Raw genomic sequence first — 21,286 nt, 5'->3', positions numbered from 1 at the left:
GGCACGTCGCAGAAAGGTTCCGAGCGCGTCGCGGGAGTTAACACCGTGCGGGCGAATGACCGACCATGGACGTGGCGATTCTGGGTTGTGGGTACGTCGGACTCGAACTCGGCCGACAGTTGACGGACGCAGGCCATCGGGCGGTCGGCGTCCGGCGCTCGGAGGACGGCGTCGAGGAGGTCGAAGCGGCCGGGTTCGAGGGGGTTCGCGCCGACGTGACCGACGCCGAGGCGCTCTCGGCCGTGCCGGACGTCGACGCCGCGGTGTTCGCGGCGAGTTCGGGCGGCCGCGACGCCGCGGCCGCCCGCGAGGTGTACGTCGAGGGGCTTCGAACCGCCATCCGCCACTTCGGGGGCCGAGACGACCCGCCCGAGCGATTCGTTTATACGGGGAGCACGGGCGTCTACGGCGACCACGGGGGCGACTGGGTCGATGAGGAGACGCCGATTTCGCCGACGACCGAGAAGACCGAGGTGCTGGCGGCGGCCGAGCGAATCGCGCTCGAAGAAACCGCCGAGGCGGGGATGGACGGCACCGTCGCGCGACTCGCCGGCATATACGGGCCGGGCCGGAACCGCCTGGAGCGGTACCTGGAAGGCCCGGTGACCGAGGGCTACTTGAACATGATTCACCGTGACGACGTCGCGGGTGCGATACGACATCTCCTTTCGGAGGACCTCGCGCGCGGCGAGGTCGTCCTGGTCGTGGACGACGAACCCGTCTCGAAGTGGACGTTCGCCGACTGGCTCGCCGACGAGTGCGGCGTCGAGCGCCCCGCCAAGCAGACGACCGAGGAGCGACTCGAAGCAGAGGACCTCGGCGAGCGCACTAGGCGGCGACTCCTGACCAGCAAACGGTGTTCGAACGCGAAGCTCCGGTCGCTGGATTACGAGTTCGTCTACCCGACGTATCGGGAAGGCTACCGTTCCGCGGTCGAATCGTATCGCAACGAGGGGCGATAAATACCGCGTATTCACTGTATCGGGAAAATTTCTTGTCTATCGGGGTAGACAGTTGCAGGTATGTCATTGCCGGCCATCCCGGAACTCCCGCTCCGGGGCGTCGCGCGGGCCGTCGAGAACTTCGGCCTGACGAACCCGGAAGTGGCGGGAGCGGCCGCGCTCGGGACGGTCGCGCTGCTCGCCTCGCTGTGGCTCGCCGTCCGCTGGATTCGGCGGCCGATGGGCGCGCGACTCAAGCGCGCGCTGTCGAAGCGCGACCGGGTGGCCGTCCTCATGCACCCGAACCCCGACCCCGACGCGATGGCCTGCGCCATCGGGGTGGCCCACCTGGCGTCGGAGGTCGGAACCGAGGCGACCCTGCAGTACGCCGGCCAGATACGCCACCAGGAGAACCGGGCGTTCCGGACGGTGCTCGACCTCGAACTCGACCGCATCGAGCACATGGGTCAACTGGCCGCCGAGGACGTCATCCTGGTCGACCACAACACGCCCAGGGGGTTCGAAGGGGCCGAGCGCGTCGAACCGTACGCCGTCGTCGACCACCACCCCGGAAACGGCACCGGCGAGGTGTTCACCGACCAGCGCACCGACTACGGGTCCTGCGCGACCATCGTCGCCGAGTACCTGGACGACCTCGGGGGCAAACCGCTCGGTCCCGACGCGGTAGACGACGACGGGTTCGTCGTCCCGTCCGAAATCGCGACCGGACTGCTCTACGGCATCCAGTCCGACACCAAGCACCTCACGAAGGGCTGTACCGAGGCGGAGTTCTCCGCCGCGGCGTACCTCTACGACGGCGTCGACGAGGACCTGCTCGACCGCATCGCCAACCCGCAGGTCGGCGCCGAGGTGCTGGAGGTCAAGTCGCGGGCCATCTCCGAACGCGACGTCCGGGGGTCGTTCGCGGTCAGCGACGTCGGCCGACTCAGCAACGCCGACGCGGTTCCACAGGCCGCCGACGAACTCCTCCAACTGGAGGGCGTCACCGCGGTGGTCGTCTACGGCCGCCGCGAGGACACCGTCCACGTCTCGGGGCGCTCGCGCGACGACCGGGTTCACATGGGCCGGGCGCTCGAACGCGTCGCCGACGGCATCCCCGGCGCGAGCGCGGGCGGCCACGCCCGGATGGGCGGCGGCCAGGTCCCCGTGGAGGGTGCGGCCTACGCTGACGGGTCCGACGCTCAACTGTGGAAGCAGAGCGAACTCACCGAGGACGTTTTCGCGGCGCTCAACGGCGACGTGTAGCCCGGTCGGAACCGTCTTCTCGGCCGGGCGACGGCGCGCCGTCGCCCGGCCGAAGGTCCAGAGGGCCGCGCGAGAATCCCGCGGGCTTATCTCGGGCGCGACGGAAGTGTGAGTATGGCCACCGCCGACGGGACTTACGAGTACAAACTCCAGCACGGCGACGAGTTCGCCCGGACGTACTTCCGGCGGTTCGACGACCTCGCGGTGTCGAGCGTCGGCGCGGGCACCTACCTCGGCGAGCCGACCGACGCCGTCGACGCGAGCTACCGCGACGCGCTGACGACCGCGTTCGAGCGCGGCATCAACGTCGTCGACACCGCTATCAACTACCGGTGCCAGCGCAGCGAGCGCGTCGTCGGCGACGCCATCGAGGACGCCGACGTCTCCCGCGACGAGGTGTTCGTCGCGACCAAGGGCGGCTTCCTCCCGTTCGACAGCGAGCGCCCCGAGAACCCCGGCGAGTACGTCCGCCGGGAGTTCGTCGAGACGGGCCTCGTCGACAGGGACGACCTCGCGCGCGGAAGTCACTGCATCGCGCCCGAGTTCATCGACGACCAACTGGACCGGTCGCTGGAGAACCTCGGGGTGGACGGCGTCGACTGCTACTACGTCCACAATCCCGAGACGCAACTCCACGCCCGGTCGCGCGAGGAGGTGTACGACCAGTTGGAGGCGACGTTCACGCGCCTCGAAGAGCGCGCGGCCGCGGGCGACATCGGGAGTTACGGCGTGGCAACCTGGAACGCCTTCCGGGTCGAGAAGGGCGACGACGACTACCTCTCGCTCCCCGAAGTCGTCTCGCGCGCCCGCAAGGCCGCGAAGGCCGCCGAGAACACCGCGACCAACCTCCGGGCGATTCAGTTACCCTTCAACGTTTTCATGGCCGACGCCTTCACCGTCGAATCCCACGACGGCCCCGAAGGCCCGCAGAGCGCGCTCTGGTTCGCCCACGAGGCGGGGTTGAACGTCTTCACAAGCGCCAGCATCGCGCAGGGCGAACTCGCCGACGGGATGCCCGAGGAGGTCGCCGAGCGACTCCAGGGCGAGACGACCGCCCAGCGCGCCATCAACTTCGCCCGGAGCGCTCCGGGGGTCACCTCCTCGCTCGTCGGGATGGCGAACCCCGAGCACGTCGAGGAGAACGTCGCCGCGGGTCAGTACGAACCGCTCGGCGCCGACGCGTTCGACGCCGTGTTCGAGTGAGCTAGAGTTCCTTCCACTCCCTGCCGCACTCCGGGCACGCCTTCACCTTGTATATCTCGTCGTCCGGGTCGCGCGTCGAGAGCGAACTCCCGCAGTCGTTACACGACAGTCGCCCGTAGGTGTCCTTTTCCACGTCGCCGTCCCGGAGCCCGCGGCGAACTGATTTCATCCGCACACATATCTATCGTGATAGGACGAAAAGGTTGGGGTCGGTAAGGTAGACCTGCCGACACGTCCAAATTCGCGCGTTCGGCGGCGAGAATCGCCGCCGAACGCGGGGAGCTAACCAGTGTCACCGTCTCGTCTGCCAGTTTCGGAAGGTTTGACTGTCTCCTGGGAGTAGTTCCGAGCGTGTCACGAGGCCGGTTGTTCGCGTCGCTGTGCTCGATGGTCTTTCTGGTGAACCTCGCCCGGGTGGTCTTCGCTCCCCTGCTGGAACCGCTCTCGGCGGCGTTCACCATGAGCGACGCGACCGCCGGTCTGATAGCGACGCTGGCGTGGCTGGGGAGCGCGCTCCCCCGGATTCCGACCGGCTACCTGCTCACCCGGGTCCAGCGCCACCGCGTCGTCCTCGGGACGGGCGCGGTGCTGACCGGCGCGGCGGCGTTCACCGCGTCGGCGACCTCCGTGTTTACCCTCGGCGCGGGGGCGTTCCTGATGGGTCTGGCCAGCGGCGCGTACTTCATCGCCGCCAACCCGCTCATCACCGAACTCTACCCCGAACGGGTCGGCCGGGTCATCGGCATCCACGGCACCGCGAGTCAACTCGCCGCCGTCGCCGCGCCGCTGTTCGTCGGCGCGGTCCTGGCGCTCGAGCAGTGGTGGACGGTGTTCGACGAGTGGCGGCTCACCTTCTGGGGGACCGCGGTCGTCGCCGCGGCGACGACCGCGGTCTTCTATCGGACTGCCAGGCGGACCGAGCTTCCGGACGCCGGGAGCGAGGACCGCCACCTGCTGGTCGCCGCCCGGCGCCAGTGGCCCATCATCGTGAGCGGCGTCGCCATCCTCGGCGCGACGGGATTCGTCTGGAACGGCTTCTTCAACTTCTACGTCAAGTACGTCACCGCCACGAAGGGAATCGACCCCGCGACCGCCCGCACGCTCCTGACGGTGGTGTTCGCCGCCGGCGTGCCCGCCTTCTGGATGACCGGCCGGGTCGCCGACCGCTTCCCGCACGTCCCGCTGATGCTGACCATCCTGGGGTCGTTCGTCGTCACGCTGCTGGCGCTCACGGTCGCCGAAGGGCTCGCGGTCATCGCGGTCGTCACCGCCGTCATGGGCTACGTCATCCACAGCCTCTTCCCGGCGATGGACACCTACCTGCTCGACTCGCTGCCCGACGAGAACCGCGCCAGCGCCTACTCGCTGTACAGCGGGTCGATGATGATATTCCAGGCGACCGGGAGCGTGGCCATCGGAGCGCTCCTGGAGATGGAGTACGGCTACAACCAGGTGTTCCGGGCGTTCTCGGCCGCGCTGATACTGATTCTGGTCGTGCTGGTCGCGCTGTACGCGACGGACAAACTGCCGACCGGCGGCGAGGACCCGAGCGTGGTTTCGGGCGACTGACTCCCGGATTCTCGAGGTCTTCGACTCGCCCGCGTTTCCCCGGCCTTTTCGTACCCCCTCTGCCAAGACCCACCCGATGGAGTACGGTCAAGAGCGCATCGCCACCCTCCACCGGTTGACCGACCGCGTGCCCGAGGCCCCCACCGACCGGGCGGCCGTGGTCGTCCCGATGACCGAGCGCGAGTACGCCGGACTGGCCGCCGAGCGCGTCCTCTCGGAACTCGAACGCCTCGCGCCCGACCGGGTGGTCGTCGCGCTCCGGGCACCCGCCGGGAAGGTCGCGGCGTTCTGCGACTGGCTCGCGGGGTTCGACCTCCCGCTGACGGTGCTGTGGTGCAACGGTCCCGGAACGACCGACCTGCTCGGCGACCGGGGGTTGAACGGCGCGGCCGGCAAGGGTCGGGACGTCTGGCTGGCGCTGGGCACCGCCGCGGCGACCCACGAGTACGTCGTCGTCCACGACGCCGACGCCAGGACCTACGAGGCCGCCGACGCGGCCCGCCTGCTCTTCCCGCTCGCCCGCGGCTACGACTTCGCGAAGGGCTACTACGCCCGGGTCGAGAACGGCCGGCTCTACGGCCGGCTGTTTCGGCTGTTCTACGCGCCGCTGGTGCGGGCGCTCGCCGACGAGAATCCCGGGGAGGCGGTCCTCGACTACCTCGGGGCGTTCCGCTACGCGCTGGCGGGCGAGTTCGCCGTGACCGCCGACCTCGCGCGCTCGCTCCGCGTCGAGCGCCACTGGGGCCTGGAGGTCGGTACGCTCGGCGAGGCCTTCGAGCACGCCGGCTTCGACGGAACCGCCCAAGTCGACCTCGGGCGCTACGAGCACGACCACCGCGCCGTCTCCGGGCCGACCGGCCTCTCGGACATGAGCGAGCACGTCGCGGCCGCCCTCTTCCGCGCCGTGGAGAACCACGGTGTCGAACCCGACTACGCGACGCTCCCGGCGCGCTACCGTGAGACGGCCGCGGAGTTCGTCTCGGGCTACGCCGCCGACGCCGCGTTCAACGGACTCGACTACGACCCGGCCGACGAGCGCGGGCAGGTCGAGACGTACGCCGAGGCGATTTCGGCGCCGGACGAGCGAGGAGCGGGCGGCGAAGACGGGAACGAAGACGCCAGACTGCCCGCCTGGACCGACGCCGACCTCTCGCCGAAGGAAGTGCTGACGGCGTCGCGCGCGGACGTCGCCGACGTTCGCGGAGAGTGAAACGGGGGTCGCAGAAGCGGACGCGATTCGCGGGAACCCGAGCCTACTCGGACGACTCCGGCGGTCGCGGGCAGTCGTAGGTGTCTCGCAGCGTGTCGGCGAACTGGCCGCCCTTCCGGAGCGCGATGGTGACGACGACGTACCGGCCGTCGGCGGGTCGGAGGACGAACACCTCCCGGGGCGCCTCGCCCTCGTTCTCGTTCACCCTGTCGACCAGCGGTTCGAGCGGGCGCGTCCCGTCGCGGAGCGACTCGAACGTCCCGCCCGCGGCGTCCTCGGCGAAGACGTAGAGGACGCCGTTGACCTCGTTGTCGGTGTTCCTGGTCACGCGGCTGTTCATCGAATCGCCGGATGCCTGGGCGTCGGCCCACGCGTTCTGGGCGGCCTCGAACATCGGTTCGACGCCGTCGGCGAAGGCGTACAGCGTCGGCCGGACCACCGACAGCGACGTGACGGTCGGTTCGGCGGTCGACCAGTCGAGGTCGACGTCGACGAGGTAGCCCGGCCGCGCGGCTTCCACCGACGCGTCGTGGCCCTCGGCGGCGGTGACGACCGGTTCGTAGCGTTCACGGTCGAGCAGGCGAAGTCGCCCGCGTTCGGGGACTGCGAGCACGCGGTAGGTCCGGTCGTCGGCCGCCGACTCGGAGTTCCGGTCCGCTTCCATGCCCGGTGGTAGGCCCGGGAGGCGGGAAAAGGACTCGCATCGCGTCGACGAGAGCGCCGACCGAGGCGGCCGTGAAATCGACGAGGACCGACGAGTACACAAGCGCGCGCCCACGACTCACCGGTATGGCCGAACTCGACGTTGAAGCGGTCGAGCACATCGACGACGCGGACGTGCCGACGGGCGTCGACGCCCCCGAGTACGTCCTCTACGGGGGCAAAGGCGGCGTCGGCAAGACGACGATGGCGGCGGCGACGGCGCTCGCCAGCGCCCGCGACGGCACGGCGACGCTGGTCGTCTCGACCGACCCGGCCCACTCGCTTTCGGACACCTTCGAGACGGAGATTCCGGCCGACCCCCAGCGGATTCGAGAGGACGTGCCGCTCTACGCCGCCGAGATAGACCCCGACCAGGCGCTGCAGGACGGCCAGGCCATCTTCGGCGGCGCCGCCGGAGAGGGAGAATCGGACGCCGACCCCTTCGCCGACGACCCGAGCGCGGGGCCGGGTGGCGCGGACGAGGGCGACGCCGGGCCGCTCGGCGGCCTCGGCGGGATGCTCGGCGGCGACGGCGACCTGGGGTCGCTGCTCGGCGGGCCGATGCCGGGGTCCGACGAGGCCGCGGCGATGCAGAAGCTCCTGGAGTACATGGACGACGACCGGTTCGAGCGCGTGATCGTCGACACCGCGCCGACCGGCCACACCCTGCGACTCCTAGAACTGCCGGAACTGATGGACTCGATGGTGGGCCGCATCCTGAAGTTCCGCCAGAAGTTCCAGGGGATGATGGAGGGGATGAAGGGGATGTTCGGCGGGAGCGACGCCGACCCCGAACAGGGGCTGGACGACCTCGAAGAACTGGCGGCGCGCATCGAGCGACTGCGCGAGGTGCTCCGGGATCCCGGCCGGACCGACTTCCGGGTGGTGATGGTTCCCGAGGAGATGAGCGTCTTCGAGTCCAAGCGCCTGCTGGCCCAACTCGGCGAGTACGGCGTGCCGGTCGGCACCGTCGTCGTCAACCGGGTGATGGAGGACCTCGCGGACGTCGCACCCGAAGCGAACGCCGACGCCTTCGTCACGCCGAACATCGACACTTGCGAGTTCTGCGAGCGCCGCTGGAAGGTCCAGCAGGACGCCCTCGCGGCGGCCCAGGAGGTCTTCCGCGGCCACGACGTCAAGCGCGTGCCGCTGTTCGCCGACGAGGTCCGCGGCGAGGAGATGCTCCGACTCGTGGCCGCCTGTCTCGACTGATCGCGTCGGCTCGCCTCGCTTCTCTCGACTCTCTCGACTGTCTCGCTTTCCTCACTTCCCTCCACGCTCGCGACCCTCTCCACCCCCGAACCCCTCGGCGTCTATCTCGTGCGGTCGGGCCGCCGACGGCGGCCCGACCGCACGTGTTCCGCGCGTTCTGCCGCTCAGTCGCTCAGTCACTCAGCGGGCTCTTCGCCACCAGCGACACCGCGAGATTGTAGAACTTGTCCTGGAGGCTCGCGGGCAGGAACCGCGCGAGCCCCGAGAGTTCGGCGACCCGGCCGACCGGGTAGCGGGCCTCGGGGTCGGTGACGTTGGCGGCGTCGAGGATGGTCTCTGCGACCTCCCTGGGATGAACTGCGCCCGGCCCGCCGCCGCCGATGGCCTCGCTGTCGTCCAGAATCGAGTAGAGGGTATCGTAGGCGTCCGACCGCTCGATGCCCTCTATCTCGCTGGAGGCGCGCTCGACGAACGCGGTGTCGACCGGTCCGGGTTCGACCAGCACCACGTCGATGCCGTACTCGTCGACCTCGGGTCGGAGCGCGTCGCTGATGGCCTCCATCGCGAACTTCGAACCGTTGTAGATGCCCATCCCGGGCGTGGCGACCCGGCCCGCGACGCTGGAGACGTTGACGATGCGGCCCGTCCGGCGCTGGCGCATGTGGGGCAGTACCGCCCGTATCAGCCGGTGGGGGCCGAAGACGTTGACGTCGAACTGGCTCCGGACGCTCTCGACCGCCACGTCCTCGACGGGGCCGAGTTGGGCGTAGCCCGCGTTGTTGACCAGACAGTCGATGCGACCCTCCTCGTCCAGTATACGGTCGACGACCCGCTCGACGTCGTCGTCTTCGGTCACGTCGAGCGTGGCGATGTTACACCCCTTCTCGCCGAGCGCCTCGATGTCGGCGGGGTTCCGGGCGGTGGCGTACACCTCCCAGCCGTCTTCGAGGAACGCGAGCGCGGTCTCCCGGCCGATGCCGGACGAACAGCCAGTGATGAGGACAGTTTCGGTCACGTTCCCACTGTCGCGGCGCGGACAGTTAACTTCCGCCGGTTCCTTCGACACCTGCCGCTTCCCTCTCCCCTACAGCGAGCGCTTGACTTCGTCGGCGTAGCCGTCGGCCAGCCGGGTCGGTTCGGGGAGTTTGTAGCCGGCGCACAGCCGCCAGACGAGGTCGGTCGCGGTTTCGGCGCCGACGCGGTGGCCGGGACTGACGTACAGCGGATTGACGTGGCGCTTCTCGGGGTTGTCGTACTGGCGGGACTGGAGCGCGTAGCCGATGATCGTCCCCTCGGGCGCGTCGACGCGCTCGTTCGACTCGATGGGGACGCGGATGCCCTCCGGGAGTGGCGAGTCGAGCGAATCCTGCGGGCGGCCGCACAGCAGGCTCTTTGCGACGCCGACGGCCGGCAGGTCGAGCGTCACCCCGATGTGGGTGGCGATGCCGGCCTGCCGGAAGTGGATGCGCCCGCTCCCGTCGACGATGGCGAGGTCGGGGTCGACCGACAGTTCCTCGAACGCCGCGAGGATGGCCCCGCCCTCGCGGAACGAGAGCAGGCCCGGGATGTAGGGTATCTCAGTCGGCTCGGTCGCGTGGACGCGCTCGATTACCTCGCCGTCCTGCATCGCGACGATGGCGCTGACCGCGGTGTCGCCGTCGTGGGCGAACGCCTGGTCGACGCCGACCACGACCGGCGACTCCGCCGCGGCGGAGTCCCTGGTCGTCTCCTCGGAGGCGTTTCCATCTTCGGTCGAACCGCCGAGGTCGCCGAGTTCGGTCTGCTCGGCGTCGGCGGGGTCGTCGTGTTCGGTCGACCCGGCCGAGACGGCGGTCGGGTCGAAGTCCAGTCGGTCCTCGAAGACGGCTTCGGCCGCGATGTCGCGCTGGAGCGCCTCCATCTCGGCGCGCGAGAGCGACGGGTCGGGTACGAACTCGGGGTGAGTCACGTTCATGGAGAATCGAAGGTTGGTTGAGTGTCGGTGGAGTGTCGGTGGTCAGAAACGACCGCCCGGACCGCCGGGGCCGCGGCGGCCGAACCCGCCGCCGCTGCCGAGTTGCTGGGGTGCGCGGCGCCTGCCCTTGACGTACTTGCCGTATCCCAAGCCGATGAGCAGTCCCGAGAGGTGCGCGAAGTGGGCGATGCCGCCCGAAACCGGGCCGAGGCCGCCGATGACCGACAGCAGGGCGTAGCCGCCGGTCAGCACCCAGATGGGCATCGGAATCGGCGGGAAGATGAGCATCACCCGCAGGTTCGGATTCAGGACGGTGAGCACGCCCATTATCGCCATCACCGCGCCGCTCGCGCCGAGGACGACGCCGCCGACGGTCCCGAGCGCGAACATGGTGCCGACCTGGCTGAGCCCGGCGATTATCCCGCTCACGAGGAACAGCGCGGCGAACTTCTTCGAACCGATGTAGCGCTCGACCGGCGGTCCGAAGAAGTACAGCGCAAGGCTGTTGCCCGCGATGTGGAACAGACCGCCGTGTGAGAACACGGACGTGACCCACGTCCAGACGTAGAGAGGGTTCGCGGAATTGAGCGTGAAGAGCGTGTACCAGAGCGGGTCGCCGGGACCCTCGGGTGTCGGTGCGTTGATTCCCAACAGCGGCGCGACGAGGTACTGGGCCGCAAGCGTCAGCCACATCAGCCCGAGGAACACGTAGGTCATGTTCCCGCGGAAGTAGCCCAGCGGGCCGCCCGTGCCCGTGTCGAGGCCGACCCGGCTCGCCACGCCGCCCGACGACCTGCCCTGATTGTCGACGCTGTCGTCGAAACCGCTGTCGAAGACGCCCGAGGGGTCGTTCCACTCGTTCAACCCCGGACAGTCGTGGCTCTCGGGGAGTCGGTGTTCCCCGCAGTAGGTGCCGCCGCATCGTCGGCACTTGTACGGCATATTTTCGTGCTTGCCGCACGCGTCACACTTCGCCATTGGATTGGGCTTGGGGTCGGGACGTGAAAGGGATTTGGGTCGTCGGCTTCCGTGCCGGGAACACGCGGCGATAGCGGTTTCGTGTCGGGTTTCGAGGACGAGTTGTCGTCTCAGCGGAAAGAGGGATTTCGGGTGACCGGTTGGACAGGGGAAACCGCGCTGTCACCGCAACCGCGACTACGACGACACCGCAGACCGCACTGCAGAGCGCTATGACAGCACTACAGACCGCTTACACTCCACATATGAGTGACCGCACCGCCACAGGGAGTGAGCGAATCGGCTGGGGAGGCGTGTGGCCGTTGCGGAGCGGCCACTCGTATGTAGAGTGCGAGCGGCGGTCCCGTTCGCAGTTAGCGGCGGTCGTGTCCGCTGTCACAATGTACGGGATGGCAACGCTGACGAAGCCCAACAGCGACGAGAAAACCGCTCCTTCCCTACTCCCCTTTCCGCCCGCCGTACACCGCGAAGTTGTAGTACTGCCAGATGGAGGTTACGCAGTCGAAGCCCGACTCGCGGAGCCACACCAGTTGGTCGGTCAGCGTCGAAGGGTCGTCGTAGTCGTCGCTGGCCTCCCACTCGTCCATGAAGTCGGCCTCCTCCCAGCCCTTCGAGCGCACCCAGTTCTCGATCATGTCGCCCGACAGTTCCTCCAGGTGAGGTGCCTCGAACTGGACCACGTCGCCGTTGAGAAACCATCCGCCGGGCGCGAGGGCGTCGCGAATCGCCTCGAAGAGCGCGCGCTTGTCGGCCTCCGAGAGGTGGTGAATCGCCAGTGACGAGATGACGAGGTCGAACTCGTCGGCCGACGCGGCGTCGGGGTAGTCGTCGGGGAACGCGCCGCGTTCGAGGGTCGCGCGGTCGCCGAACGTCTCCAGTTTGCGCTCGGCCTGCTCCAACATCTGCTCGCTGTGGTCGACGACGAGTACCGAACTCTTCGGGAAGCGCGTCAGCAGTTTCGCGGTGAGTTCACCGGTGCCCGCGCCGAGTTCGAGCACCCGAATCTCCGACCCGCGCTCGTGGGGCGGCGCGTTGAGGATGGCGTCGTGGAGTTCGTCGTACCGCGGCACGATGGCCTCGATGCCGGGGTCGTAGACGCTCGCGTCAGCGAACACTTCGCCGGGCTTTTTCATGCACCTCCGTAGCCGTCGCAGGTACGTATGCTTTTGTTCGGATTATCGCCCCGGGTGAGAGTATTTCCGAGACGCATATCGAGACGCAACGCCGGGACGACACGTCCGGGCGCGACGCGAGGGTGAACCGCGAGCGCGCCAGCGACGTTCGGAAGAGCGTCCCTCGGATTTTTGCCGCTCGCGCCCCGAACGTAGAACGTGAAGGAGTACCAGCGAAAGCAACTCCTGGAGCGCGTCGACCGCGAGGGTGCGACGGTCGGCGCGACCATCCCCGACACCATCGACGTGCAGGGCGAGTCGGTCGACCTCCAGGAGTTCGTCTTCGAAATCAAGCGCCGCGACACCGTCCCCGCGGGCGAGCGCGAGCGCGTCGAGCGCGCGAAGAAGAACCTCCGGCGCGAGCGCCTCCAGCGCCGCCAACTGCTGGAGGACGGCGACATCACGTACGAGGAGGGCGAAGGGTTGGCCGCCGCCATCATCGGCATCGAGCGGGCGCTCAACGCCCTCGAGAGCCTGGGACCGACCGACCTCGAACGCGAGGCCCAGGCCCAGGAGGCCGCCGACCAGAAGCGCTGGATGTCGTTCTTGAAGCAGGCGCTCGGCCGCGAGGACGCGAGCAGTCGCGGACGGCTCTGAGGACCGAAACCAGGAACCACGAACCATGAGACGCAACGCCGAAGTAGCGAGTCTACTCGAAGAGTACGCCGACCTGCTGGCGGCCCAGGACGTGGGCTACAAGCCCAAGGCCTACCGCCGGGCGGCCGAGAGCATCCGCGACCACCCCTACGACATCGAGGACGTGGCGACCGACGACCCCGACGCGGTCGGGGAGATTCCGGACGTGGGCGAGTCCATCGCCGAGAAGGTCTTCGAGATCCTCGACGAGGGCACCTTCGAGCGGTTGGAGGAGGCCCGGGCGGAGATGCCGGTCGCGATGGCCGAACTCACCGCCGTCGAGGGCGTCGGCCCGAAGACGGTCGGCGACCTCTACCGCGAACTCGACGTGCGGGACCTGGACGACCTCGAAGCGGCGGCCGAGGCGGGCGAGATCCGGGAGGTGTCGGGCTACGGCGAGAAGTCCGAACAGAACATCCTCGACGGCATCGCGTTCGCCCGCCAGTCCCAGGAGCGGGAACTGCTCGGCGACGCCCGGCCGGTCGGCGAGGAGGCCCTGGCGTTCTTCGAGGCCATCCCGGAGGCCGGCCGGTGCGAACTCGCGGGGTCGCTCCGGCGGTGGAAGCCCACCATCGGCGACATCGACGTGCTGGTCGAAGTCGAAGACGAGGACCGCCAGGCCGTGGTCGACGCCTTCACCGACTGGGACCAGGCGAGCGACGTCATCGAGGCCGGCACCGACAAGGCCAGCGTGCGCTCGAACGGCCAGCGCGTCGACCTCCGGGTCATCGCGCCCGCCGAGTTCGGGTCGGCGCTCCAGTACTTCACCGGGAGCAAGGAGCACAACATCCGCCTGCGCAACTACGCCATCGACCGCGACTTCAAAATCAACGAGTACGGAATCTTCGACGTGAGCGAGGTCGACGACCCGGACGCCGGCCAGCGAGTCGGCGAACGCGTCGGCGGCGAAACCGAGGACGAAATCTATACTGCGCTCGACCTCCCGCCGATTCCGCCCGAGATGCGCGAGGACCGCGGCGAGATTCGAGCGGCCGCGTCGGGTGACCTTCCCGAACTAATCGAGGAGGGCGCGGTCCGGGGCGACCTCCACCTCCACACCGAGTGGTCCGACGGCGAGTACACCATCGAGCAGATGGCAGAGGCGGCCGCCGAGTTCGGCCACGACTACATCTCGGTGTCGGACCACGCCACCGGGCCGGGGATGGTCGGCGGCGTCGGCCTCGACGACGAGGACCTGCGCGAGCAACTCGCCGAGATTCGGGACCTCGAAGCCGACCTCCCGGTGACCGTGTTCGCAGGCGTCGAGGCCAACATCGACGTCGAGGGAACCATCAGCGTCGGCGACGACGTGCTCGAGGAACTCGACTGCGTGGTCGCCTCGCCCCACAGCGGTCTGGACGGCGACGCGACCGACCGACTGGTCGCGGCCGTCTCGCATCCGAGCGTCGACATCCTGGGCCACCCGAGTGGGCGCATCCTCAACGGTCGGCCGGGCCTGGAGTTCGACGTCGAGGCGGTCGCGGCGGCCGCCGTGGAGCACGGCACCGCGCTCGAAATCAACAGCAATCCGCACCGCCTCGACCTCTGGGGGAGCGCGGTCAAGCAGGCCGTCGAGCAGGGCGCGACCATCGCCATCGACACCGACGCCCACTCGCCCGGCGAGTACGCCAACGTCCGGTACGGCGTCCACACCGCCCGGCGCGGGTGGGCCGAGGCGGCCGACGTTCTGAACGCCCGGGACGCAGAAGGCGTCCGGGAGTTCCTGCACTGAGATGGGGAACCGTGAACGCTCGCCGGACGGCCGTGAACGGTCGCTGGACGGCCAAGAACGCCCACCGGACGCGGGCGACCGCGCCACGGTGCGGTCGCCCGCGGACACTCCGGTCCTGCTCGACGTGATGCTGGGCAAACTCGCGACCTACCTCCGGATGTGCGGCTACGACGCGGCCTACGCGCTGGACCGGGACGAGGAGGCCGACGACCGCCTGCTCGAACTGGCTCGCGAGGAGGGTCGTCTGCTGGTGACGCGGGACGCGGCGCTGGCGCGGCGTGCGGGCGACGCGGGAGTGTTGCTCGAATCGCGGGACGTGACGGACCAGCTCGCCGAACTTCGGAGTCCGGGGTTCGAACTGGGGCTATCGGAGCCCACGCGGTGTTCTGCGTGTAACTCGGAACTGGTCGAGGTCGGGGACGGCGAGACGACGCCCGAGTACGCGCCCGACCTCGACGAGCGCCGGGTCTGGCGGTGTCCGGCGTGCGGGAAGCACTTCTGGAAGGGCAGTCACTGGGACCGGGTGGCGGAGACGCTGAACGGACTCTCCTCCGAGTGAGAGGAGTAATCGGAGGTTTCGGACCGTCCGATTCCGTCGAGAGATTCGCGAAGAGCCTCCGCTGTCCACCTACTAAGACAACGACGACTGCGGCGAAGGAAACCGCCCCGAAAGCCCCCGCTCGCGGTCGCTCAGCGACCCAGCTTTGTTAGGAACCTCAAAACTGACACAAACGGCGTGCTGAATACAGCGGGTGTGCCAAGCACGACAGGTATGGCTAGCATGCAGGTCCGGTGACGCTCCTACGGTTTCCATCTATCGTCGGAGAGACTATTTACTACTGTACAACATTAATCGCGGTATGAAGCCCGAATCGTTCTTCCACGTCGCACTGAAGGTCCGTGACATCGACGAGTGCGTCGAATTTTACCGCGAGCAGTTCGATGCAGAATTGATAGAGCGAGGAGACGCAGAAACCGGGGAAGGAGCGACTGCCGTCAACCACGCAGCTCTGGCGGTCGCTGACAAGCGGGTGTACTTCTTTGACCGAGCCCCCTACGAGGCCGCTGGACTGGTCGACGAAGTTCCGCTTGGATTCCTTCACTTCGGATTCGTGGTCGACGATATCGAGAGTGCGTATCGAGAACTCACAGCGGCCGGAGTCGAATTTATCATGGAACCATCCGTCTTCGGTGACCTGAACATCGCGTTCTTCACCGACCCGTCCGGTGTCCGCATCGAACTTATAGAACACCGCTGATTCCACCCACTACTGGGCGCAGAGGTAACGTATCCTCTGGACCGGTCTACAATCCCGTTTCTATACGTGCTATCGGAGAACCGGTGTGGCCGATGCGCACTCGCTATTCAGTACTCCGTTTCTGACAGTGACTGAGCGAATCGAGACGTTCGTACAAGATACGGAGGGTTTATTCAGTTGTGATTGGGGGATGAAGTTGTGAATATATTGCCGTGGCTGCTCAACTGGCCGCCCCGCCCTGCCTCCATCGTCGCTTTTCTCTTCGTGACGGCGTTCAGCGTCGGTACCCTGATACTGTTCGCACCGATCACCAACCAGATCAGCCCTGACGAGCCCTCCGTCGAAGTCTCCAACGTGTCCGTCCACCTCAACGACGAAATCAGGATACCGGATGTGGGGAACGGCACCGTCGCAAAGTGTATTGCGAGCGGAACGCCCGGTGACCACGTCACTGTCCGTGCCGACATCGTCGTCGAGACACCGTTAGAAGACGGAGATGGCCCTAAGTACGATGTTGAAGTGAGCATCGACAACACCACGAAGACCACGACCGAACCCGTTCAGCGAACGGGCCGGGAGCGAGTGAACGTCTTCTGGGTCGTCCGCGATGACGAAGCGCTTTCGGTCGGCAAACCGGCCGAGATTCGCGTTCGCCTGCGTGAATCGAGCACTGTCGTCGCTAACGCAACTCGGACGGTCACCGTCGAGAAAGAGAGACGTTCGTACGACTGCGATTCCTGAGTAGCGAACGATTAGCAGAATTTCCGCCGTGCAGTCAACGCGTTCGTCGGTACAGTCGCTCGTAGTCTTCCTTTGAGAGGGTCACCATCTATGACGGGGTACAGGACTGCTATCGAAAAAGCGAACGAAGCCGAAAACAGTTGGCCGGACCCCGAGAGGTACCTCGCGTTCTAGCTGTTCGGTTCCCACTCGTCGCAGGCGTCCATGTCCTGCATCGTGCGACTGTAGTAGCCGCAGTGGGGTTGCATCCCGTCGCTGGTCCGGACGTACCGGAAGTGCCGGCAGTTGCCGCAGTAGGCGTCGGTGGTGCCCTGGCGGGGCAGTGGGTCGGCGTCGGGGTCGTCGAGCGGCGACCGGATGTCGTTCGTCGTGGTGCCTCCGTCGCTGGTCGCGTGGCCGGGGCCGGGTCCCCGACCCGCGGTCTGGGTCGGCGTCTCGCCGTCCGGGACCTCCCCGAAGAAGCCGACGCCGCCGAGTCCCGTGGGTTCGCTCCCCGAATCGCCCAGTTCGGTGTGCATCCCGGTGAGTCGGTCGAGGTCCTCGAAGTCCTCCAGGTCGCCCTTCGAAACCTCGACGGTGTGGACCTCGCCCTCGCGGGTGATTTCGAGGGTGACGGTGCCGCCGGGGTCGTTGCGCGTCTTGAAGTTCGCCACGGCGACGAACAGACACCAGAACGTGACGATGACCCCGACGAAGTAGACGGCGACGACCTGGAAGGTGTAGTCGGGACCCTCGCCGACGCCCGCCCACCAGTAGGGGTAGGCGTAGGCGAACAGCGCGACCCCGAGCATCGCGATGCCCGCGCCGATGGTCGCAGCGGCCCGGACGCGCTCGCTCGCGGGCAGGACGCTGAAGATGCCGACGAACACCGCCGGGACGCCGAGTCCCGCTAGGATGCCGGCGATCTCCCGGCCCTGCCAGTACTCGAGTCCGAACGCGGCGTGGATGCCCGTCGTGGCCATCACGATGGCGAGGACGACGAGAAGTGCCCCGACGGCGAACAGACCGACCCCGAGGTAGAGTCGGCGGGGGTTGGCGACCTCGCCGACGTTCTCCTCGTAGGCCTCCGCGAGGCTTGTCATGGGGGTGGTTTTGCACTCTATCAAGTAAACGTTGCGTCAGACGCGCGTATGCTGTCGTTCGAAGAATCTCGCACATCGCCGACCTCAAGGATTTCTCCACGGCCGGCGTGACTTACCCTAACGGCCGGCCACCGCCGACGAGACACCACGCTTTTCCACCCGGCCCGCGAACGACCCGGTATGGCAGACGACGAGTCCCGAGACACCGACGCAGACGCCGAATCCGAGTCCGACGACGAAGAGAAGTCGTTCCGAGAGCGCGTCGAGGAGATCCGAGAGAAGCGCGCCGAGGAGGGCGAGGGCGAGAGCGACGAGGAGCGCCGCGAGCGCATGGAAGAGATGATGGGCGGCGGCCCCGGCGGCGGCATGGGTGGCGGTGGCGGCAACCCCTTCGCACAGATGATGAGCGGCATGATGGGCGGCGGCCCCGGCGGCGGCATGGGCGGCGGTCCCGGCGCGGGTCCGGGCGGTCGACCCGGCGAGAGCGAGGGCGGCAACGAGGAGATCGTCCGCGAGGTCCGGCAGCTCCGCGACGAGGTCCGCGACGCCACCCGTCAGCTTCAGCGCATCGCCGACGCGCTCGAAGACGACTGAGCGCCGACCCACCCACCGCACTTTTCGCCGATACGAACGCCGTAGCCGCGGCTCCCGGCCGTCGGCTTCAATACGCCCGGCGCGTAACCGATAGCCATGTTTCCGCTGGGCCACCTCGGGATGGCCCTGCTGTTCGCGACGCCGGCGGCGGTGCTGCTCGCCGCCCCGCGCCGGTACGCCGCGGTCGTGGTACTCGCGCTCGCGACCGCGCTCCTGCCGGACGTGGACACGCCGCTCCCGCTGGTCCACCACCACGGCGGGACCCACACCGTGTTCTTCGCGCTGGTCGCGGCTGCGACGGTCGGCGCGGCGTTCGCGGCGGTGGCGGCCGCGACCTCGCAACTCGCCCGCCGAATTTCGGCTGTTCCCGCGTTCAGTCCTCGGACGGCGTTCGCGCTCGGGGCCGGCGGCGCGCTCGCGGGGCTCGGCAGCCACCTGTTCGCCGACGTGCTTCCGATTCCCATCGGGGGTGAACCGGTCGAACCGCTCTGGCCGCTCTCGCAGGACACCGTCGCGTTCGGTCTGATGCACCCCGGCGACCCGGCGTGGAACTGGGGACTGCTGGCCGCCGGGGTCGGCGTCCAACTGCTGGTCGTCGCGTTCGCGTACTCGACGGTCGACGTGCCGATGGTGGAGTCGAGCGGGTGAGCGGCAGAGTCGCCGCCGAAGAAGGAGGCGTCGCCGTCGGTTCGACCGCCCGCGGTCGAACCGACGGCAATCGCCGGAGGGCGCTCCGCCGAGGCCGGACTCTCCGCGAAGAGTGGATTTTTAAACGGGAGTCCCCCTACTTCGAATCGTAACAGTGGCCGAGTCGAGTAGCGGGTCGCTTCGCCTGTTCGGGAACCGCGAGTTCGTCGCCCTGGCGAGCACCGCGTTCGCCCGGAGTCAGGCCTACTCGACCATCCTCATCGCGCTGGCGCTGTACGCCGACATCTTCCACACCTCCGGCACCGTCGAGGGACTGTTCGGCACGGCGTTCGCCGCGGTCCAGTTGCTCATCGTCCTGCCGCTGGGTCGGTACGTCGACCTGCGGGACTCGAAGAAGTTCCTGCTGGTCGGTCTGGCGCTCAACGTCGTCGTGTTCGTCGCGTTCGCGTTCGCCGAGAGCGTCGAGCACGTCGTCCTCATCCGGGTGTTGCAGGGGTTCAGCGCGAGCATCCTCTGGATAACCGGCACGACCGTCGTCGGCGAGATCAGCCCCGACGAGTCCCGCGGCCTCTGGATCGGTACCTACAACCAGGTCGGCGCGCTGTCGAGTCTCTTCGGCGACGTCTTCGGCGGCCTGCTGCTGTTCGTCTACGGCTTCGAGGCGACCTACGCGGTGCTGTCGGTCATCACCATCGGGGCGTTCCTCTCAGTGTTCGCGTTCCTCCGGGACAACCCCGGCGGCCGGGCCGACCCCGAGGAGGCCACGGGCTACGAGACGCTCCGGGACCTCCTGGAGCGACGGGCCATCAAGGCCCTCGTCTTCTTCCGCGGGGCGTTCAGCGTCGGGAAGATGGCCATCATCATCTTCCTGCCCATCTACGCCAAGACCGAGTTCGGCATCAACGCCTTCGTCATCGGCGGCATCATGGCCGGCGGAAAGCTCACCAAGGCGCTCACTCAGGGGTGGGTCGGCGACCTCACCGACCGGTTCGGCGAGCAGTACCGGTTCATCCTGGCGGGCGCGCTGGTCTACGCGGTCGGGGTCGCGCTGGTTCCGCTGGCCGAGTACGCCCACGAGTACGTGCCGGGGATGACCCTCGCGGCGCTTGGCCGCGAACTGGTCCTGCCGGGCGCGTTCTTCGTCCTCTTCGCGGCCTACGCGGTGCTGGGCATCGGCGACAGCCTCCGACTGCCGGCGAGCATGGGGCTGTTCGTCGAGGAGGGCGAGCACTTCGACGCGGTGGCGAGCAGTCTCTCGCTGCGCTCCATCTCCTGGAAGGTCGGGCAGGTCGGCGGTCCCGTGCTGGTCGGGGCCATCTGGGACGCGACCAACGTGTTCGTCGCGTTCTGGACCGCCGCGGCGTTCATCGTCGTCTCGGCGGCGACGTTCGCGTGGCTGTTCACGCTGGAACCCGCGCCCGAGCACTCGGTCGCGGCGGCCGACGACTGAGAACCGTCGCGAGTCGCGGGTCGGCGACCGGAAGTCGCGCCGACCGACGCCCGAGGACCGAACCGCTCACCGGCGGCGCGACGCGCGTCGCGCCGCCGGCGAGCACATTTTTCCGCCTCCTCGCCTTACCGCCGGCATGGTCAGAGTCGCAGTCACCGGCGCGGCGGGCAACGTCGGCAGGCAGGTGCTCGCCGCCCTCGAAGGCGACCACGAGGTCACGCCCGTCACCCACCGCGAGCGCGAGGAACTCCCGGGGCCGACGCTCGACGTGACCGACCGCGAAACCTTCTCCGACGCCCTGGAGGGCCAGGACGTGCTGGTCCACCTCGCGGGCAACCCCTCGCCCGACGCCGACTGGGAGGGCGTGTTCGAAACCAACATCGGCGGGACGTACAACGCCTACGAGGTCGCCCGCGAGCGAGGACTCGACCGGGTGGTGTTCGCCTCCTCGAACCACGCGGTCCAGTTGCACAACGTCGCCGACCCCGCCGAACCCGAGTCGCTGCGCGAAGACGCCCGGACGGTGTCGCCCGACGACCCGACCAAGCCCGACTCCTACTACGGCGTGAGCAAGGTCGCCGGCGAGGCGCTGGGGCAACTCTACGCCGAGCGCCACGACATCGAGGCGGTGAACCTCCGCATCGGCTGGCTGATGGACGAGGACGAGTTGCGCGAAACCCAGGACGGCGACGAAGCCAGGGCGCGGTTCGCCCGCGCGATGTGGCTCAGCCCGCGGGACTGCCGCGAGGTCGTCCGACGGTGCGTCGAGGCCGACCTGCCCGACTCCTCCGTCGTGGCGCACGGCATCTCGCGGAACGACGACCGCTACATGTCGCTGACCGAGACGATGCGGGCCGTCGGCTACCGGCCGCGGGACGATTCGGCGGAAGTGCTGGAGGAGTAGAAATCTAATCGAACGAGCAGGTTCGGGACGAAG

At 68.2% G+C, this 21,286-nt stretch carries 22 protein-coding genes; 15 read left to right on the top strand and 7 right to left on the bottom strand.

The window, feature by feature from the left end; genetic code table 11:
* Positions 1-65 precede the first annotated feature (65 nt).
* From NGM07_RS18440 to NGM07_RS18430, 3 genes are all read left to right on the top strand, one after another.
* Positions 66-962 (top strand): SDR family oxidoreductase, encoded by an 897-nt coding sequence (locus tag NGM07_RS18440; RefSeq protein WP_253514271.1) that lies wholly within the window; start codon positions 66-68, stop codon positions 960-962.
* Between the two features lie 60 nt (positions 963-1,022).
* Positions 1,023-2,207: a DHH family phosphoesterase gene (locus tag NGM07_RS18435; protein ID WP_253514269.1), complete on the top strand. Its 1,185-nt coding sequence runs from the start codon at positions 1,023-1,025 to the stop codon at positions 2,205-2,207.
* 114 nt (positions 2,208-2,321) lie between these two features.
* Positions 2,322-3,410, top strand: a complete 1,089-nt coding sequence (locus NGM07_RS18430) for an aldo/keto reductase (RefSeq protein WP_253514266.1) — start codon at positions 2,322-2,324, stop codon at positions 3,408-3,410.
* Between the two features lies 1 nt (position 3,411).
* On the opposite strand, the gene NGM07_RS18425 is transcribed toward NGM07_RS18430, so the two are convergent.
* Positions 3,412-3,579, bottom strand: coding sequence for an HVO_0758 family zinc finger protein (locus NGM07_RS18425; protein ID WP_253514264.1), 168 nt, complete (start codon positions 3,577-3,579; stop codon positions 3,412-3,414).
* A 218-nt stretch (positions 3,580-3,797) separates the two neighbouring features.
* On the opposite strand from NGM07_RS18425, the gene NGM07_RS18420 reads away from it, so the two are divergent.
* Both NGM07_RS18420 and NGM07_RS18415 read left to right on the top strand, forming a co-directional pair.
* Positions 3,798-4,979: an MFS transporter gene (locus tag NGM07_RS18420; RefSeq protein WP_368410318.1), complete on the top strand. Its 1,182-nt coding sequence runs from the start codon at positions 3,798-3,800 to the stop codon at positions 4,977-4,979.
* A gap of 76 nt (positions 4,980-5,055) precedes the next feature.
* A complete protein-coding gene (locus NGM07_RS18415) occupies positions 5,056-6,189 on the top strand; it encodes a glycosyltransferase family protein (RefSeq protein WP_253514260.1) in 1,134 nt (377 codons plus the stop codon).
* 43 nt (positions 6,190-6,232) lie between these two features.
* Here the strand turns inward: NGM07_RS18415 and NGM07_RS18410 are convergent, their stop codons facing one another.
* Positions 6,233-6,853 (bottom strand): DUF6663 family protein, encoded by a 621-nt coding sequence (locus NGM07_RS18410; RefSeq protein ID WP_253514258.1) that lies wholly within the window; start codon positions 6,851-6,853, stop codon positions 6,233-6,235.
* 125 nt (positions 6,854-6,978) lie between these two features.
* Between NGM07_RS18410 and NGM07_RS18405 the strand changes: the two genes are divergently transcribed.
* A complete protein-coding gene (locus NGM07_RS18405; RefSeq protein WP_253514255.1) occupies positions 6,979-8,103 on the top strand; it encodes an ArsA family ATPase in 1,125 nt (374 codons plus the stop codon).
* A 172-nt stretch (positions 8,104-8,275) separates the two neighbouring features.
* Here the strand turns inward: NGM07_RS18405 and NGM07_RS18400 are convergent, their stop codons facing one another.
* The 4 genes from NGM07_RS18400 to NGM07_RS18385 all read right to left on the bottom strand — a co-directional run bounded on the left by NGM07_RS18400 (position 8,276) and on the right by NGM07_RS18385 (position 12,168).
* Positions 8,276-9,118: an SDR family oxidoreductase gene (locus tag NGM07_RS18400; RefSeq protein ID WP_253514253.1), complete on the bottom strand. Its 843-nt coding sequence runs from the start codon at positions 9,116-9,118 to the stop codon at positions 8,276-8,278.
* Positions 9,119-9,187: 69 nt separating this feature from the next.
* Entirely contained in the window at positions 9,188-10,057 is an 870-nt protein-coding gene (locus NGM07_RS18395) for an endonuclease V (RefSeq protein WP_253514251.1), read from the bottom strand.
* Positions 10,058-10,099: 42 nt separating this feature from the next.
* Positions 10,100-11,035 (bottom strand): rhomboid family intramembrane serine protease, encoded by a 936-nt coding sequence (locus tag NGM07_RS18390; RefSeq protein ID WP_253514249.1) that lies wholly within the window; start codon positions 11,033-11,035, stop codon positions 10,100-10,102.
* 437 nt (positions 11,036-11,472) lie between these two features.
* A complete protein-coding gene (locus NGM07_RS18385; protein WP_253514247.1) occupies positions 11,473-12,168 on the bottom strand; it encodes a class I SAM-dependent methyltransferase in 696 nt (231 codons plus the stop codon).
* 198 nt (positions 12,169-12,366) lie between these two features.
* Here NGM07_RS18385 and NGM07_RS18380 point away from each other — a divergent pair, with 198 nt between their 5' ends.
* The 5 genes from NGM07_RS18380 (at position 12,367) to NGM07_RS18360 (ending at position 16,575) form a co-directional block, all read left to right on the top strand.
* Positions 12,367-12,804 (top strand): DUF5788 family protein, encoded by a 438-nt coding sequence (locus NGM07_RS18380; RefSeq protein ID WP_253514245.1) that lies wholly within the window; start codon positions 12,367-12,369, stop codon positions 12,802-12,804.
* 25 nt (positions 12,805-12,829) lie between these two features.
* Entirely contained in the window at positions 12,830-14,575 is a 1,746-nt protein-coding gene (locus NGM07_RS18375; RefSeq protein WP_253514243.1) for a DNA polymerase/3'-5' exonuclease PolX, read from the top strand.
* Positions 14,576-14,702: 127 nt separating this feature from the next.
* Positions 14,703-15,134, top strand: a complete 432-nt coding sequence (locus NGM07_RS18370) for a Mut7-C RNAse domain-containing protein (protein ID WP_253520247.1) — start codon at positions 14,703-14,705, stop codon at positions 15,132-15,134.
* Positions 15,135-15,435: 301 nt separating this feature from the next.
* Positions 15,436-15,834 (top strand): VOC family protein, encoded by a 399-nt coding sequence (locus NGM07_RS18365; protein WP_253514241.1) that lies wholly within the window; start codon positions 15,436-15,438, stop codon positions 15,832-15,834.
* 207 nt (positions 15,835-16,041) lie between these two features.
* On the top strand, positions 16,042-16,575 hold the full coding sequence (locus NGM07_RS18360) for a hypothetical protein (RefSeq protein ID WP_253514239.1): 534 nt from the start codon (positions 16,042-16,044) through the stop codon (positions 16,573-16,575).
* A 170-nt stretch (positions 16,576-16,745) separates the two neighbouring features.
* Here the strand turns inward: NGM07_RS18360 and NGM07_RS18355 are convergent, their stop codons facing one another.
* On the bottom strand, positions 16,746-17,657 hold the full coding sequence (locus tag NGM07_RS18355) for a Yip1 family protein (protein ID WP_253514237.1): 912 nt from the start codon (positions 17,655-17,657) through the stop codon (positions 16,746-16,748).
* A gap of 180 nt (positions 17,658-17,837) precedes the next feature.
* On the opposite strand from NGM07_RS18355, the gene NGM07_RS18350 reads away from it, so the two are divergent.
* From NGM07_RS18350 to NGM07_RS18335, 4 genes are all read left to right on the top strand, one after another.
* Positions 17,838-18,251, top strand: coding sequence for a hypothetical protein (locus tag NGM07_RS18350; RefSeq protein WP_253514235.1), 414 nt, complete (start codon positions 17,838-17,840; stop codon positions 18,249-18,251).
* A 96-nt stretch (positions 18,252-18,347) separates the two neighbouring features.
* A complete protein-coding gene (locus NGM07_RS18345) occupies positions 18,348-18,899 on the top strand; it encodes a metal-dependent hydrolase (protein ID WP_253514233.1) in 552 nt (183 codons plus the stop codon).
* A 154-nt stretch (positions 18,900-19,053) separates the two neighbouring features.
* A complete protein-coding gene (locus NGM07_RS18340) occupies positions 19,054-20,349 on the top strand; it encodes an MFS transporter (protein WP_253514231.1) in 1,296 nt (431 codons plus the stop codon).
* 136 nt (positions 20,350-20,485) lie between these two features.
* Complete coding sequence (locus NGM07_RS18335; protein WP_253514229.1) at positions 20,486-21,253, top strand: NAD-dependent epimerase/dehydratase family protein; 768 nt, start codon at positions 20,486-20,488, stop codon at positions 21,251-21,253.
* The last annotated feature ends 33 nt before the right edge of the window (positions 21,254-21,286 follow it).

Source organism: Halorussus vallis (assembly GCF_024138165.1).
GTDB lineage: Archaea > Halobacteriota > Halobacteria > Halobacteriales > Haladaptataceae > Halorussus > Halorussus vallis.
This window is presented reverse-complemented; position numbering and strand designations above follow the sequence as displayed.

What these genes read in the sequence shown, in the direction of transcription:
- NGM07_RS18440 (WP_253514271.1), top strand. Translation starts at nt 66, where the DNA reads ATGGACGTGGCGATTCTGGGTTGTGGGTACGTCGGACTCGAACTCGGC.
- NGM07_RS18435 (WP_253514269.1), top strand. Translation starts at nt 1,023, where the DNA reads ATGTCATTGCCGGCCATCCCGGAACTCCCGCTCCGGGGCGTCGCGCGG.
- NGM07_RS18430 (WP_253514266.1), top strand. Translation starts at nt 2,322, where the DNA reads ATGGCCACCGCCGACGGGACTTACGAGTACAAACTCCAGCACGGCGAC.
- NGM07_RS18425 (WP_253514264.1), bottom strand. Translation starts at nt 3,579, where the DNA reads ATGAAATCAGTTCGCCGCGGGCTCCGGGACGGCGACGTGGAAAAGGAC.
- NGM07_RS18420 (WP_368410318.1), top strand. Translation starts at nt 3,798, where the DNA reads ATGGTCTTTCTGGTGAACCTCGCCCGGGTGGTCTTCGCTCCCCTGCTG.
- NGM07_RS18415 (WP_253514260.1), top strand. Translation starts at nt 5,056, where the DNA reads ATGGAGTACGGTCAAGAGCGCATCGCCACCCTCCACCGGTTGACCGAC.
- NGM07_RS18410 (WP_253514258.1), bottom strand. Translation starts at nt 6,853, where the DNA reads ATGGAAGCGGACCGGAACTCCGAGTCGGCGGCCGACGACCGGACCTAC.
- NGM07_RS18405 (WP_253514255.1), top strand. Translation starts at nt 6,979, where the DNA reads ATGGCCGAACTCGACGTTGAAGCGGTCGAGCACATCGACGACGCGGAC.
- NGM07_RS18395 (WP_253514251.1), bottom strand. Translation starts at nt 10,057, where the DNA reads ATGAACGTGACTCACCCCGAGTTCGTACCCGACCCGTCGCTCTCGCGC.
- NGM07_RS18390 (WP_253514249.1), bottom strand. Translation starts at nt 11,035, where the DNA reads ATGGCGAAGTGTGACGCGTGCGGCAAGCACGAAAATATGCCGTACAAG.
- NGM07_RS18385 (WP_253514247.1), bottom strand. Translation starts at nt 12,168, where the DNA reads ATGAAAAAGCCCGGCGAAGTGTTCGCTGACGCGAGCGTCTACGACCCC.
- NGM07_RS18375 (WP_253514243.1), top strand. Translation starts at nt 12,830, where the DNA reads ATGAGACGCAACGCCGAAGTAGCGAGTCTACTCGAAGAGTACGCCGAC.
- NGM07_RS18370 (WP_253520247.1), top strand. Translation starts at nt 14,703, where the DNA reads ATGCTGGGCAAACTCGCGACCTACCTCCGGATGTGCGGCTACGACGCG.
- NGM07_RS18365 (WP_253514241.1), top strand. Translation starts at nt 15,436, where the DNA reads ATGAAGCCCGAATCGTTCTTCCACGTCGCACTGAAGGTCCGTGACATC.
- NGM07_RS18355 (WP_253514237.1), bottom strand. Translation starts at nt 17,657, where the DNA reads ATGACAAGCCTCGCGGAGGCCTACGAGGAGAACGTCGGCGAGGTCGCC.
- NGM07_RS18350 (WP_253514235.1), top strand. Translation starts at nt 17,838, where the DNA reads ATGGCAGACGACGAGTCCCGAGACACCGACGCAGACGCCGAATCCGAG.
- NGM07_RS18345 (WP_253514233.1), top strand. Translation starts at nt 18,348, where the DNA reads ATGTTTCCGCTGGGCCACCTCGGGATGGCCCTGCTGTTCGCGACGCCG.
- NGM07_RS18335 (WP_253514229.1), top strand. Translation starts at nt 20,486, where the DNA reads ATGGTCAGAGTCGCAGTCACCGGCGCGGCGGGCAACGTCGGCAGGCAG.